Source organism: Pantoea sp. X-Soil-ISGK-285 (assembly GCF_059730815.1).
In genome coordinates, this window is sequence record NZ_AP035938.1 from 496,043 (window position 1) to 509,495 (window position 13,453).

The following is a 13,453-nucleotide window of genomic DNA, read 5'->3' on the forward strand; positions in this document are numbered from 1 at the left end:
AATGGCTTCCCTTTTTTTATGCCTGTCAGGCACCGCCGCTGATCATCACGCGCTCGCCGCTGACCCAGGCGGACTCTTCAGAGGCCAGAAACAGCGCAACCTGCGCCACATCTTCCGGCAGACCAAAGCGTCCCAGCGGCGTGGCAGCCAGCAGTTGCGCTTTGAGCTGCGGGCTCATTCTCTTCGCGGCCAGTAATCCTTCCGTCAGAATCATGCCTGGTGCCAGGGCGTTAACCCGGATGTTCTTTGCGCCCAGCTCGCGCGCCAGTCCCTGGGTCAGGGTATCCACTGCGCCTTTGGTTGCCGCCCAGAGCACGGAACCCGGCGTGCTGTTTTTACTGTTCAGGGCGCTGAGATTAATAATGCTGCCGCCGTGCGCCGGGAAGTGACGAATCGCCTGCTGACAGACCATCAGCGTACCCAGCAGGTTAACGTTAATCTGCTGCTGCATCTCCTCCAGCGTCAGCGCCGCAAACTCGCCGTGATGAAAACTGCCCGCATTGTTCACCACAATGTCGGGCGCGCCGAAGCACTCTGCGGTGGTGGCGAAGAGCCGTTCCACATCCCGCATGAGAGAGATATCTGCCTGTACCGCCACGGCTTCACTGCCCAGGTTGACGATATCGCTGACCACGTCAGCCGCTCCCACTTCATCCTGACGATAATTGACCACGACGCGGGCGCCAGCCGCGGCAAAAGCGATGGCAATCGCCGCACCAATGCCTTTTGAGGCGCCTGTTACCAGCGCAATTTTATTCTGCAGTGCCTTCATTATGTTGTTCTCCGCCGTAATGATTGCGTCGAAAGACTATGCGCGCTGGCGCCGAAAAGCGGGTAGTGCAATCCTGCAAGCTTCTTGCACGATCCTGCAAAAGTAACGCAACGGGACAGGTATTCCGCTCAGCGTCAGGTAATATCAGCACAGATAGCGGGAGGGGAGAACACAGTGACAGAGAGTGAGAAGTGGCAGGGGCTGGCGCAGTTAATTGCCCGTCATGCTCCGGAGGATGGGCGGCATTCCAGTGCCATAGATTGCCTGTTTTTTGGCCGGGTTTCAGCACCGACTGAGCCAATGCACTTTGCTCAATGGGCCAGTTTTGCCCTGGTGGCACAGGGCGGTAAGGCGCTGCATATCGGTGATGAGGTGCTGCACTATGGTCCGGGCGATCTGCTGCTGGTGACGCTGGATATGCCGGTGCGCGCCTGCGTCACCGTCGCCACGCCGGAAAAACCCAATCTGGGGATTGGTATTGCCATCAATGAATCCCGGCTGATGCGCTACCTCGAACAGTTTCCCCCGACGCTGCCGCTGGTGACACCAGACAGTGAACGCGGCGTCACCGTGCATAAGGTCTCACCTTTGCTGGTGGATGCGGTTATCCGGCTGGTACGCCTGCTTGACTATCCTGAGGACATTGAGGCGCTGGCCCCGCTCATTGAGCAGGAGATTTTCTATCGGCTGCTGACCGGGCCGGAAGGTTCGCGCATCCTGAATATGGCGCTGGCTGAGCGGCCGGGCAACCGGGTCGCGCAGGCTGCCCGCTGGCTGCGGGAAAACTTTCATCAGCCGCTGAAGATCGATCGGCTCGCCAGCGGTGTCGGCATGAGTATCTCTTCGCTGCATCATCACTTCAAAGCCGTCACGGCCATGACGCCGATGCAATACCAGAAACAACTGCGGCTGAATGAGGCGCGACGTTTGATGATGGTAGAAAAGCTGGATGCCGGTACGGCAGGCTATCGGGTGGGGTATCAGAGCGCGTCACAGTTCAGCCGAGAGTATCGCCGCCTGTATGGGCAATCTCCGGCCAGGGATAGTCGTCAGCTGGCGGTGAGCCCGGACAGATTGCGCCCACCGCAGAACTGATTACAGGCTGTTAGCCGCTTCCATCGCAATGGCGAAGGAGCGCAGGCGCGCTTCGGAATCAAAAATCTGGCCATTGACCATAATTTCATCCGCCTGGGTTTCACGCATCAGCGAGGCCAGCCCATGACGCACTTTGTCCGTATCGCCGACCAGCGACATGCTGAGCGCCTGCTGTACACCATATTGTTCTGATGGCGACCAGAGGTTATCCATATTTTCAACCGGTGCCGGTAACGGGCCCGGTTTGCCGCGGCGCAGGTTAATAAACTGCTGCTGCTGCGAGGTAAACAGGAAGCGCGCATCACGCTCACTATCTGCGGCGATCACGTTAATGCAGACCATGGCATAAGGCTTGTCAAGACGCGCCGATGGCTGGAAGTTTTCACGGTAGACGTGCAGCGCCTGGAACAGCTGGTCAGGGGCAAAATGGGAGGCAAACGCAAACGGCAGGCCCATTTTCGCTGAAAGCTGTGCGCTGTAGAGACTGGAGCCGAGCAGCCAGACCGGGATCTGCAGGCCCAGACCGGGTACCGGCTGCACTGGCGGCTGCGCATCCGCTTCAGCATCGAACCAGCTAATCAGTTCAGCCACATCCTCGGGGAACGTGTCGATGTGCATGTTGGCCTGATGACGGCGCAGCGCCATCATGGTGCGCTGGTCAGAACCTGGCGCGCGACCTAAGCCGAGATCGATACGGCCAGGATAGAGAGAGGCCAGCGTACCAAACTGCTCGGCGATCACCAGCGGCGCATGGTTAGGCAACATAATGCCGCCGGAGCCCAGCTTCAGAGTCTCGGTATTCGCCGCCAGATAGCCAATCAGCACGGAGGTGGCTGCGCTGGCAATCCCCGTCATGTTGTGATGTTCAGCCAGCCAGTAGCGTTGATAGCCCAGTTTTTCAGCCTGACGCGCCAGCGCCAGCGAATTATGGAACGCATCCCGAGCGGTCGCGCCCTGTGGAATCGGCGCGAGATCCAGCACGGACAGGCGAAGAGGTTTTTTATCAGACATGACTACTCCCGTTGTATGGCGCAGGCGTTAAGTTAAGGCCTGCACCATTTAGTATTACGCATCATTCCTTATATTAAAACTGCTAACCTCAGCAGGAATATAGCCGGTATGTGCTTTTATTCAGGATGCCAGCGTCATGCCCGCCAGTTTGCGCCAGTAACCGTTACAATCACTGCCTTTTGCGACCATTAGCGGAGCCTGACCGTTTTCATTGGCGCGGAAACGGTCGATCTCTGCCAGCGTCGTCACATCCTGCGGCGAGAGCCGTATGCAATCGATCTGGCCGCGCATACCGGCCAGATCGTTACCCAGGTTATAGCAGTAGCCGCTCATGGTCTGAATGCCATTGAGGACGAACACCTGCTGCCCCTCCTGGGAGTTGACGCGCCGGCCTGTCGGATAGTTGATACAGCAGGTTTCGCAGTCATCTTTCGCGCGGTTTTCCGAGCGGGCGGTGAAGCAGCGCGCTGAGAGCGCCAGCGGCAGATGACCGTAGCCCAGCACCTCCACCTCAAACTGCTGCCGGATACCCCGCGTCTCGCACTGCTCCAGCAGCTGTAGCAGCCAGTCACGTGACATCTCCACCGGCATACACCAGCGCGTCATGCCCTCTTTGACCAGCAGCTGCAGCGTGTCGGCGTTATAAACATTGAGCGTCGGGCCCGCGACAAAGGGCAGATGACGCTCAGCGGCCATGTTTACCGTGCCGATATCATTGGCTTCAATCAGGAACTCACCGTTCTCTACGTAACGCTGCAGCTCTTTCAGCTCAGAGGGCGATTGCAGCAGCGCCAGCGTGCTCAGCACCACCTGTTTGCCGCTGGCCGCGAGTTCACGGGCCAGCGCCATCCAGCGGGCATAGGGCGTGGCGCGACGTTTACTGCACACCGCTTCGCCAAGGTAGATAATATCCGCGCTACTGCGGGCAGCCTGCTGGTAAAAATCTTCCAGCGTATCGGTCGGCCAGTACCAGAGCACCGGCCCAAGGGCATATTGCATCATGACTCCTTATTGCCATTCACGGTGATAAGCACCCAGCGTGGTTTGCGAACCTTCTGAGAGATCGCCCAGCGTCTGCATCCACTGTGGTGCGACTTCAAACTGTTCCGGCTGCGCCTTGCAGCGATCAATTGCCTGACGCCAGACGCGCGCCACGTCAGCGACATAGGCAGGGCTGCGCTGACGGCCTTCGATTTTCACCGAGGCGATGCCTGCCCGCAGCAGTTCCGGCAGCAGCTCCAGCGTGTTCAGACTGGTGGGCTCCTCCAGCACGTGATAACGCTTGTCGTTAACCATATAGCGTCCTTTGCAAAGTGTCGGATAACCCGCGCTTTCGTCCGGGGCGTAGCGATCAATTAACACTTCATTAAGACGTGACTCCATACCCTGCGGCGTCTGCTGCCAGCGCACAAACTTCGCCGGAGAGCAGGCACCGGCGCTGTTAGGTGATTCACCGGTCAGCCAGGAAGAGAGGTAGCAGCGGCCTTCCGCCATGATGCACAGGCTGCCAAAGGCGAATACCTCCAGCGGCACCGGTGTGCTGCGCGCCAGCTGTTTAACCTGGTGAATCGACAGCACGCGAGGCAGCACCACACGCTGCAGATTGAAGTGGCGATGGTAAAAGCGAATCGCCTCCAGATTGGTCGCCGAAGCCTGTACAGAAAGATGACGTTCAACCTGGGGATAGTGCGTCGCGGCATACTCCAGCGTGGCGATATCCGCCAGGATCAGCGCATCGGCTCCGTTTTGCGCCGCCACATCAATCGCCCGCTGCCAGCGACCCATGCCATCCGGATGGGCAAAGGTGTTGATCGCGACATGCAGTTTGCGACGATGCTGATGAAGATAACGCGCGGCTTCAGCCAGTTTTTTATCGGTGAAATTCAGACCCGCAAAATGACGGGCATTGGTGTCATCTTTCAGCCCCACATACACCGCATCAGCGCCATTCTCTACAGCGGTGCGCACTGCGGGTAAGTTTCCTGCCGGGCAGAGCAGTTCCATAGATATTCCTCTCAACATGCAGATGGGCGTCGAGTCTAGGCATCTGGTCCGGGCTGCGTGTTGATTTGGGGCAGTGAAATTCAAATTCATCCGCCCGGCGGCGCTTTTTTTACCTGCATGGCAGCGGTTTTTATTGATCTCAGAGGAGGCGCGCAGAAAAGGATATGGCAATATACGTAAAATTTTCTGAAGGGAGTGACGAAAGTGTTAGAGCGGATACATGCCCATTGTGTGAAAAACGGTCCTAAAATCTTAGGGTTACCCGCTGCGTTCACCCCATTCCCGGTCAAAAAGTTGCTTCTGCAACAACTCTTAAACTGGCAATTTCGTCATGCTTTGGCTGAAGGTGAGTTAGACTTTCTGGATGGTCGCCTGCTGGGTATTGAAATTGCCGATCTCAATCTGCAATGGATAACCACGCTGCAGGACGGCCGACTGGCGGTATTGCAACAGTCCGAAGCGGATGTCTGGTTTCGGGGCAATGCCAATGATCTGTTGCTGGTGGCAGCACGTAAAGCAGATCCCGACATGCTGTTCTTTCAACGCCGGCTGGTGATTGAAGGTGACACTGAACTGGGACTTGAGGTGAAGAACGTAATGGATGCTATTGAACCCGAGGCTATGCCCACCGCGTTACGCACGGCAATTGAGCAGATGGCGGCATTTGTCGACGCCGGCATGAAACAGGACGCGAAGGCCGCACAGGCGCGCGCAGGTGCTGCATGTTGATTCGTAGTGAAATTGGCGTGGATGCCGCAGGCATCGACGCGCTGCTCAGACGCTGCTTCAGTACCTCTGCAGAGGCGGAACTGACTCAGGCGCTGCGTGAAGATGGCTTGCTGACCTTAGGTGTGGTCGCGACGGATGACGAGGGACAGGTGCTGGGTTATGCCGCATTCAGTCCGGTCAGCGTGCAGGGTGAAGATCGCGGCTGGGTTGGGCTGGCACCGCTGGCCGTCGATGAGACGCTGCGCGGTCAGGGAATTGCCAGCAAGCTAATCTATGAGGGGCTGGATACGCTCAATGAATTTGGCTACAGCGCGGTAGTGGTGCTGGGCGATCCGGCGCTGTTCAACCGTTTTGGTTTTGAACCGGCGGCACGCCACGGCCTGCGCAGCCGCTGGCCGGGCACAGAGGCAACGTTCCAGGTCTACCGTCTGGCGGATAATGCGTATGACGGGGCGGAAGGGCAGATCGACTACGCCGAACCCTTTAATCGCCAGCCGTAATACCCAGCCAGCTCTCCAGACAGCCGGGCTGGCCCGCCACCAGCAGTAATTTCTGCTGGCGGGTCAGCTGCTTGACCTGATACTCCAGTCTGGAGGCGCTGGCGCGATCGCCCGCGTCACAGTGAAACACCAGGTCCAGCGGCCCTTTGCCGCGCAGCGCGCGGGCGCCGCGTCCGCTCTGGTGCTGAGCGACCCGGCGCACCACATCCGTGGTGATACCGGTGTACAGGCTCCCTTTCGCCGTACGGACGATGTAGAGTTGCCACTGCTGACTCATCGCAATTATTTCCCAAAAAAAGGTGCCGGGCAGTGTAGCGCGCTTCACTCTCCGGTGCACCGCCAGGAGTTTATCTTGTCCGATCACGCCCATCTGGTTCGCTATCTGAGAAAGCAGCATGTGCTTTCACTCTGCTGTACCACCGACGATCAACTGTGGTGCGCTAACTGCTACTACGTCTTTGACGAGACGCGCATGGTCTTCTGGATCATGACGGAACCCGATACCCGCCATGGTGAGTTAATGGTGCAGAATCCGCAGGTTGCGGGCACCGTCAATGGCCAGCCCAGAAGTGTGCTGCTGATTAAAGGGGTGCAGTATCGTGGCCATGTCAAACGGCTGGAGGAGACAACAGAGCAGATCGCCACAGCCGCTTACCAGAAACGTTTTCCGGTCTCACGCAAAGTGTCGGCACCGCTGTGGGAGATTGTGCTGGATGAAGTGAAGATGACGGATAATGCGCTGGGATTCGGCAAGAAAATTGCCTGGCAGCGGGAGAAATAGAAACGCCCTTTTCAGCAGAAAAGGGCGTCGCGGCTTACAGCGCTTCGAGGATCCGCAGGGATTCACGATTAAAGGCCGGTAAATCGGCCGGAGTGCGGCTGGTGACCAGCTTATCGTCGTCTACCACCACTTCCTTGTCATGGAAGTCGGCACCGGCATTGATCAGGTCAATGGCAACGGCTTTAACGGTAGTCATCTTGCGACCACGCACGCCGTTAGCGCTAATCAGCAGCTGTGGCCCGTGGCAGATGGCAAAAATTGGCTTGCCGCTGGCGACAAACTCTTTGGTAAAAGCAACAAAACGATCGTCGCCGCGCAGGGCATCGGGCGAGTGGCCGCCAGGCAGGAGCAGGGCGTCAAATTCAGCCGGGCTGACGTCATCAATGCTGCGATCGATGGTCACTTCCGCTTCGCCTTTCTTGCCTTTAACGACATTACCGGCTTGTTTCTCAATGGTAACCACCTCAAAACCAGCGCGTTTGTAAACTTCCGCAGGTGAGGTAAATTCTGAGTCTTCAAATTCATCGGTAATTAAAACCGCCACTTTCTTGCTCATTTTTTCCTCCTTCAGCATGTGGAGCGCGAGACGCGCTTTCCGGATAACGCTATAAGCCTGGTCGCTGAGAGTGAGAACGCAAGCCAGGCCGTTAAGATCAGCTATCTTTTAACCAGTCAGCAGTGAAATAAGGATGAATCTGAGATGAATCGCGTATTACTGACCGGTGCCACCGGCTTAGTCGGGTCGCATCTGCTGCGCTTACTGATTGAGGATCCACGCGTCGATGAGATCATCGCGCCAACCCGTCGGCCACTGCCCGCGATGAACAAGGTGGTGAACCCGGTTGAGGCCGATCTCACCGATGTACTCGGACCGCTGCAAAGTTCGCTGGACACGGTGTTCTGCTGCCTGGGCACCACGCGTAAGCAGGCAGGCAGTAAACAGGCCTTTATCCACGTTGATTACACCCTGGTGGTGGACAGCGGGTTAAGCGGATTACGCCTGGGGGCGAAGCAGATGCTGGTGGTCAGTGCGCACGGGGCCAGTCGTCACTCGCCGTTTTTGTACAATCGCGTCAAAGGCGAAATGGAGAATGCGCTGCGCCATCAGGGCTGGCCACGCCTGACGCTGGTGCGGCCTTCATTGCTGCTTGGGGATCGCGCGCAGAAGCGCCGGGGCGAAAGCCTGGCGGGACCGCTGTTTTCGCTGCTGCCGGGCAACTGGCGGGCGGTCAGCGCGCACGACGTGGCACGCTGTCTGCACCAGCAGGCTTTTACGCCGGGGAGTGAGAGCGTCAATATCATTGAGTCTGGCGAAATCCCGCGCCACTCAGCGTAACTGCCAGATAATCTGATTACGGCTGCCGCGCCATTGCAGCGTGGCATCCTTCTCCTCTTCGACAAAACGGCCATCGATCAGCACGTCGAGATAGACCAGCACAGCGCGCTGCGCCGCATTCAGCTCCTGCATCCGGTAACCGGTCCAGAGCCAGATATCTTTACCGGGACACGTCTGTCGCACCCGTTTCACCAGACGGCGAATGTGCGGCACGTTATGCGGATGCAGCGGATCGCCGCCGCTCAGCGACAATCCCTGGCGCGGAATGCGGGTGTCCTGCAAATCCGCCAGCAGTTGCTCCTCCATCGCAAGCGTAAAGGGCACGCCGGAATCAAGCCGCCAGGTGCTCTGGTTGTAGCAGCCGCGACACTGATGTTCGCAACCAGCGACAAACAGCGTGCAGCGGGTGCCAGGTCCATTAACGATATCCACATCATAGTAGCGATGGATGTGCATCATCCCAGTGGCCCTTCAGACAGATGCTTCACCCGACGCTGCACTTCCTGCTGTTTACCGGCATTAAAGGGCCGCGCATCCGGGCTGCCCAGATAGCCGCAGACCCGCCGGGTGACGGAGACGCGCGCCGGATCGTGGTTGCCGCAATTCGGACAGGTGAAGCCGCGGCTGGTACAGGTGAACTCGCCGTTGAAGCCGCACTCGTAGCACTCATCAATCGGGGTATTAGTGCCGTAATAGGGCACGCGGTCGTAGCTGTAATCCCAGACATCCTCCAGCGCCTTGAGGTTGTGCTGCACATTCGGGTATTCGCCGTAACAGATGAATCCGCCATTCGCCAGCGGCGGATAGGGCGCTTCAAAGTCGATTTTGTCGTAAGGATTGACCTTCTTCTCAACGTCAAGATGGAAGCTGTTGGTGTAGTAGCCCTTGTCGGTAACGCCTGGCACCAGGCCAAACTGCGCAGCATCAAGACGGCAGAAGCGGTCGCACAGATTCTCGCTTGGCGTGCTGTAAAGGCTGAACCCATAGCCTGTTTCAGCTTTCCAGCGCTCGGTGGCATCGCGCATGTAAGCAATGATCTCTACCCCTTTGGCGCGCAGGGCCGCGTCATCGTAAGGATGCTGATGACCGCCGCTGAGCGCATTCAGGGTTTCATGCAGGCCGATATAGCCCAGCGACAGCGACGCGCGGCCATTACGGAAAATAGGACCGACTTCATCATCCGCATTCAGCCGAACGCCACAGGCGCCTTCCATATAGAGGATGGGCGCGACGCGCGCTTTGGTCTTCTCCAGCCGCGCCACCCGCGTCATCAGCGCCCGCTTAGCCAGCTGCAGTCGCGCATCGAGCAGCGTCCAGAAGCGCGCTTCATCACCGCCCGCTTCCAGTGCGATGCGCGGCAGGTTCAGGCTGATCACCCCGATATTGTTGCGGCCCTCATGAATCTGCTCGCCGTTCTCTTCATAAACGCCCAGGAAACTACGGCAGCCCATTGGGGTTTTAAACGAGCCGGTGACTTTAACCACCTGATCGTAATTGAGGATGTCGGGATACATCCGCTTGCTGGCGCACTCCAGCGCCAGTTGTTTGATATCGTAATTAACGTCGCCCGCCCGGCGGTTGACGCCTTCGCGAATGCTGAACACCAGTTTAGGGAACACCGCCGTTTTGCGATTTTTACCCAGTCCGGCCAGCCGGTTAAGCAGAATCGACTGCTGAATCAGCCGGGCCGCCCAGTCCGTCCCCAGACCAAAACCAAAGGTGACAAATGGCGTCTGGCCGTTGGCGGTGTGCAGGGTATTCACCTCATACTCCAGCGACTGAAAGGCGTCGTAGCACTCTTTCTCCGTACGCTGGCGCGCATACTGCTCGGCCTGCGGGATCTGCCACTGCTCAGCAATCGCCAGATGCCGGGCATAGCTCTGCTCAACAAACGGGGCCAGCACTTCATCAATACGGTTAATGGTGGTGCCGCCGTAAATATGGCTGGCGACCTGCGCGATGATCTGCGCGGTCACGGCGGTGGCGGTGGCGATCGATTTAGGCGGCTCAATTTCAGCATTGCCCATTTTGAAACCGTTGGTCAGCATGCCTTTCAGATCGATCAGCATGCAGTTGAACATCGGGAAGAAAGGGGAGTAGTCGAGATCGTGATAGTGGATCTCGCCGCGCTCGTGCGCCAGCACCACATCGCGCGGCAGGATCTGCTGCTGTGCGTAGTGTTTAGCCACGATCCCGGCCAGCAGATCGCGCTGCGTCGGGATCACTTTGCTGTCTTTGTTGGCATTCTCGTTCAGCAGCGCCGCATTGGTCTGATCGACCAGTCCGCGAATGGCGTGATGTAACTGGCTCTGACGATCGCGGGCGACATCGCGATCGTGGCGGTATTCAATGTAGGCGCGGGCCAGTTGAGGGTAAGGGCCCGCCATCAGCGTCTCTTCAACCGCACACTGAATTTCACGGATATCTACTTCCGGACAATCGGCCAGCCGCAATGCCACGCGCTCAGCGACCTGTGCGCACCAGGCCGCGTCTTCTACTTCGGCTGCCCTTGCCGCCGCCGCCACGGCCTGCTCAATACGCTGCGCATCAAAGCCTGTCCGGCATCCATCACGCTTGATTACCACCGTCGCCATTTCTCTCTCCATAAACTACATATAGGGGTCGAAAGGATTCTATTCGCTACATGTAGTGATTGCTGAGAATTATTGCGATCAGATTTGACCTGAAACAAGGAAGCCTCAACCTGCTGGAAAACTCCGGCTGATGTAAAAAATCGGGTGCTGGTTCAGGTTTCCTGCAGGATCCACTGGCGGATTGGCGAGCAGCAACTTTAATCAACGTTCTGCCCTGTCAAAACGTTGACGTTACAAGGATGCCCGCCAATGTGGTTACCCCGTTCTCTGCTCCTGCTCCTGCTCCCGGCCCTCAGCCCAATCGCCCTGGCCAGTCCGCTGCCGCTGATGCCCTGGCCGCAACAGGTGGAACAGCCCGCCAGCGGCGGCACGCTTATCCTGACGCCGCAGCTGACGCTGCAAATCGCCGGCGATCATCTGGCGGGTGCCGAAGCGCGCTGGCTGGAGCGCATCAGTAATCAGACCGGCTGGCCGCTGTTGCCCGCCACCCAGCCGGTGGCAGCACCGACTATCCGCATCGTCATTGCGAAGGCGGTGGATCCGCTGCCGCTGCCTGATAGCGATGAGAGCTATCAGTTGCAGGTCGATGGCGACGGCATCCTGTTAACCGCGCCCAGCCGTTTCGGCGCGATGCGCGGCATGGAAACCCTGCTGCAGCTGATACAAAACGGCGCACAGGGGACAACCATTCCTTACGTCACCATCCACGATCATCCGCGCTTTCCGTGGCGCGGCGTGCTGATCGACACGGCGCGTCACTTTATGCCGGTGGAGACGCTTAAACGTCAGATCGACGGCATCGCCGCCGCGCGCATGAACGTCTTTCACTGGCATCTTACTGACGATCAGGGCTGGCGCTTCGCCTCCAGCCACTATCCCCAGCTGCAGCAGAAAGGCAGCGATGGCAACTATTACAGCCAGCAGCAGATGCGGGAGATCGTGAAATATGCCACCGATCGCGGGGTGCGTGTGGTGCCCGAGCTGGATATGCCGGGACATGCGTCCGCGCTGGCGGTGGCGATGCCAGAGCTGATTAGCGCACCCGGCCCCTGGCAGATGGAGCGCGGCTGGGGCGTCTTTAAACCGCTGCTCGATCCCAGCAACGAACAGGTTTATCAGGTGATCGACACGCTGGTGGGTGAGATGGCGGCGATCTTCCCCGATCCCTGGCTGCACATTGGCGGCGATGAGGTGGATCCGACACAGTGGAACGACTCGCCCACTATCCAGCAGTTTATGCGCGATCACGATCTGAAAGATGCCCATGCGCTTCAGGCATATTTCAATCAGCGGGTAGAGAAGATCCTGGAAGCCCATCACCGTCAGATGGTGGGCTGGGATGAGATTGCCCATCCCGATCTGCCGCGCAGCATTCTGATCCAGTCGTGGCAGGGTCAGGATGCGCTGAGCGCGCTGGCAAAAGAGAACTACCGCGGCATCCTCTCCACCGGTTTCTACCTCGATCAGCCTCAGCCTGCCAGCTATCACTACCGCAATGAGGTCACGCCACAGGGCCTCAACGGCCAGGATCGTCTGCGGCCAGGCGATCAGGCGCAGAGCTGGTCATTCACCATGCCGCGGCTGAAAGGCAGCCCGGTGAAGGGCAGCTTTACGCTGATACAGGGAGAACCAGGCTGGCGCGGTTTTATCGACTTCGATGGCAAAGCCCGCCGGATGGTCAGTCAGATCAACTGGCTCTCGACTCAGCAGGTGCGGTTTAGCGTGGATAGCTGGATGGGGCCGTTCCAGCCGGTGTTTACGCTGCAACAGAACGCTCTTAAAGGTTATGCAGAGGTAGGCAACGTGCGTTATCCCACCAGCGGCCAACGGCTGGCGCAGACGCCTGCGGGCATCGCGCCCGCGCTGCCCACACCTGAGCAGGTGCAGCAAAATCTGCTGGGTGGCGAGGCGGCGCTGTGGGCGGAAAACATCAACAGCCAGATTATTGATACCAAACTGTGGCCGCGCGCCTTCGTGGTGGCCGAGCGGTTATGGTCGGCGCAGGATGTCACCAATACCGACTCGATGTATTCGCGGCTGGCGGCGATGGATCGCTGGAGCAGCGTGTCGGTCGGAACGCTGCAACATGCGCAGACGGAGCAGCAGATGATGCGGCTGGCCAGTGGGCATGACATCGCCCCACTGCGGGTTCTGGCCGAGGTGCTGGAACCGGCGCAATACTACACGCGTCAGCATCTCAAGTTTCAGGCGGGCCATTACGACTACCATGAACCCCTGAACCGGCTGGCAGATGTACTGCCCGCTGAGAGTGAGGCGGTACGTCAGCTGGAGCAGCAGGTCGCCGTGTTAATCGCCAATCGTAATAATCCGGCTGCCGCCTCTGCGGTTCGCGCGCCGCTGCAGCGCTGGCAGGCTAACACCAGCGCGGTGCTGCCGATCATTAACGCCAGTGCAACGCTGAAGCCGCTGGCACAGAGCGTGCAGCAGATCGAGGCGCTGAGCGCCATGGGCCTCGCGCTGGTTAATGCTTACGTTCGCAATCAGGCGTTTGGTGCCAGTGAAGTGGCGGAGATGCGTGCGACACTGGATGCCGCCGCAGAGGTACAGGATGAAACAGTGATTGCGCTGGTCAGGCCGCTGGAGACGCTGCTGCGCGCCTTTCAGTAAACG

At 58.6% G+C, this 13,453-nt stretch carries 14 protein-coding genes; 6 read left to right on the plus strand and 8 right to left on the minus strand.

The window, feature by feature from the left end; genetic code table 11:
* Window positions 1-25: 25 nt before the first annotated feature.
* Window positions 26-772, minus strand: coding sequence for an SDR family NAD(P)-dependent oxidoreductase (locus AC6I8B_RS02240; RefSeq protein ID WP_172608700.1), 747 nt, complete (start codon window positions 770-772; stop codon window positions 26-28).
* A gap of 174 nt (window positions 773-946) precedes the next feature.
* On the opposite strand from AC6I8B_RS02240, the gene AC6I8B_RS02245 reads away from it, so the two are divergent.
* Entirely contained in the window at window positions 947-1,867 is a 921-nt protein-coding gene (locus AC6I8B_RS02245; protein WP_497817567.1) for an AraC family transcriptional regulator, read from the plus strand.
* Here AC6I8B_RS02245 and AC6I8B_RS02250 read toward each other — a convergent pair whose 3' ends face one another.
* From AC6I8B_RS02250 to ubiU, 3 genes are all read right to left on the minus strand, one after another.
* Window positions 1,868-2,878, minus strand: coding sequence for a luciferase-like monooxygenase (locus AC6I8B_RS02250; protein ID WP_010251755.1), 1,011 nt, complete (start codon window positions 2,876-2,878; stop codon window positions 1,868-1,870).
* A gap of 120 nt (window positions 2,879-2,998) precedes the next feature.
* The gene (locus AC6I8B_RS02255) at window positions 2,999-3,877 is read right to left on the minus strand and encodes a U32 family peptidase (RefSeq protein ID WP_497817732.1); all 879 of its coding nucleotides are present in this window, start codon (window positions 3,875-3,877) and stop codon (window positions 2,999-3,001) included.
* A gap of 9 nt (window positions 3,878-3,886) precedes the next feature.
* Complete coding sequence (gene ubiU, locus AC6I8B_RS02260) at window positions 3,887-4,882, minus strand: ubiquinone anaerobic biosynthesis protein UbiU (RefSeq protein WP_052271171.1); 996 nt, start codon at window positions 4,880-4,882, stop codon at window positions 3,887-3,889.
* Between the two features lie 204 nt (window positions 4,883-5,086).
* Here ubiU and ubiT point away from each other — a divergent pair, with 204 nt between their 5' ends.
* Window positions 5,087-5,611, plus strand: coding sequence for a ubiquinone anaerobic biosynthesis accessory factor UbiT (gene ubiT, locus AC6I8B_RS02265; RefSeq protein ID WP_010251750.1), 525 nt, complete (start codon window positions 5,087-5,089; stop codon window positions 5,609-5,611).
* A complete protein-coding gene (locus AC6I8B_RS02270) occupies window positions 5,605-6,111 on the plus strand; it encodes a GNAT family N-acetyltransferase (protein WP_010251747.1) in 507 nt (168 codons plus the stop codon). The genes ubiT and AC6I8B_RS02270 overlap by 7 nt, the downstream gene beginning before the upstream one ends.
* On the opposite strand, the gene AC6I8B_RS02275 is transcribed toward AC6I8B_RS02270, so the two are convergent.
* Window positions 6,095-6,388, minus strand: a complete 294-nt coding sequence (locus AC6I8B_RS02275; RefSeq protein WP_031292823.1) for a GIY-YIG nuclease family protein — start codon at window positions 6,386-6,388, stop codon at window positions 6,095-6,097. The genes AC6I8B_RS02270 and AC6I8B_RS02275 overlap by 17 nt on opposite strands.
* 75 nt (window positions 6,389-6,463) lie before the next feature.
* On the opposite strand from AC6I8B_RS02275, the gene AC6I8B_RS02280 reads away from it, so the two are divergent.
* Window positions 6,464-6,892: a YhbP family protein gene (locus AC6I8B_RS02280; RefSeq protein WP_497817568.1), complete on the plus strand. Its 429-nt coding sequence runs from the start codon at window positions 6,464-6,466 to the stop codon at window positions 6,890-6,892.
* Between the two features lie 34 nt (window positions 6,893-6,926).
* On the opposite strand, the gene AC6I8B_RS02285 is transcribed toward AC6I8B_RS02280, so the two are convergent.
* On the minus strand, window positions 6,927-7,448 hold the full coding sequence (locus tag AC6I8B_RS02285) for a type 1 glutamine amidotransferase domain-containing protein (RefSeq protein ID WP_010251739.1): 522 nt from the start codon (window positions 7,446-7,448) through the stop codon (window positions 6,927-6,929).
* Window positions 7,449-7,592: 144 nt separating this feature from the next.
* Here AC6I8B_RS02285 and AC6I8B_RS02290 point away from each other — a divergent pair, with 144 nt between their 5' ends.
* Entirely contained in the window at window positions 7,593-8,228 is a 636-nt protein-coding gene (locus AC6I8B_RS02290; protein WP_033759652.1) for an NAD(P)H-binding protein, read from the plus strand.
* Here the strand turns inward: AC6I8B_RS02290 and nrdG are convergent.
* Window positions 8,220-8,687 (minus strand): anaerobic ribonucleoside-triphosphate reductase-activating protein, encoded by a 468-nt coding sequence (gene nrdG / locus AC6I8B_RS02295; RefSeq protein ID WP_022625291.1) that lies wholly within the window; start codon window positions 8,685-8,687, stop codon window positions 8,220-8,222. The two genes, AC6I8B_RS02290 and nrdG, sit on opposite strands and share 9 nt — an antisense overlap.
* A complete protein-coding gene (gene nrdD / locus AC6I8B_RS02300) occupies window positions 8,684-10,822 on the minus strand; it encodes an anaerobic ribonucleoside-triphosphate reductase (RefSeq protein WP_033759656.1) in 2,139 nt (712 codons plus the stop codon). The genes nrdG and nrdD overlap by 4 nt, the downstream gene beginning before the upstream one ends.
* Window positions 10,823-11,071: 249 nt before the next feature.
* Here nrdD and AC6I8B_RS02305 point away from each other — a divergent pair, with 249 nt between their 5' ends.
* Complete coding sequence (locus AC6I8B_RS02305) at window positions 11,072-13,450, plus strand: beta-N-acetylhexosaminidase (protein WP_497817569.1); 2,379 nt, start codon at window positions 11,072-11,074, stop codon at window positions 13,448-13,450.
* Window positions 13,451-13,453: the final 3 nt, after the last annotated feature.

What these genes read in the sequence shown, in the direction of transcription:
- AC6I8B_RS02240 (WP_172608700.1), bottom strand. Translation starts at nt 772, where the DNA reads ATGAAGGCACTGCAGAATAAAATTGCGCTGGTAACAGGCGCCTCAAAA.
- AC6I8B_RS02250 (WP_010251755.1), bottom strand. Translation starts at nt 2,878, where the DNA reads ATGTCTGATAAAAAACCTCTTCGCCTGTCCGTGCTGGATCTCGCGCCG.
- AC6I8B_RS02255 (WP_497817732.1), bottom strand. Translation starts at nt 3,877, where the DNA reads ATGCAATATGCCCTTGGGCCGGTGCTCTGGTACTGGCCGACCGATACG.
- ubiU (WP_052271171.1), bottom strand. Translation starts at nt 4,882, where the DNA reads ATGGAACTGCTCTGCCCGGCAGGAAACTTACCCGCAGTGCGCACCGCT.
- AC6I8B_RS02270 (WP_010251747.1), top strand. Translation starts at nt 5,605, where the DNA reads ATGTTGATTCGTAGTGAAATTGGCGTGGATGCCGCAGGCATCGACGCG.
- AC6I8B_RS02275 (WP_031292823.1), bottom strand. Translation starts at nt 6,388, where the DNA reads ATGAGTCAGCAGTGGCAACTCTACATCGTCCGTACGGCGAAAGGGAGC.
- AC6I8B_RS02285 (WP_010251739.1), bottom strand. Translation starts at nt 7,448, where the DNA reads ATGAGCAAGAAAGTGGCGGTTTTAATTACCGATGAATTTGAAGACTCA.
- AC6I8B_RS02290 (WP_033759652.1), top strand. Translation starts at nt 7,593, where the DNA reads ATGAATCGCGTATTACTGACCGGTGCCACCGGCTTAGTCGGGTCGCAT.
- nrdG (WP_022625291.1), bottom strand. Translation starts at nt 8,687, where the DNA reads ATGATGCACATCCATCGCTACTATGATGTGGATATCGTTAATGGACCT.
- nrdD (WP_033759656.1), bottom strand. Translation starts at nt 10,822, where the DNA reads ATGGCGACGGTGGTAATCAAGCGTGATGGATGCCGGACAGGCTTTGAT.
- AC6I8B_RS02305 (WP_497817569.1), top strand. Translation starts at nt 11,072, where the DNA reads ATGTGGTTACCCCGTTCTCTGCTCCTGCTCCTGCTCCCGGCCCTCAGC.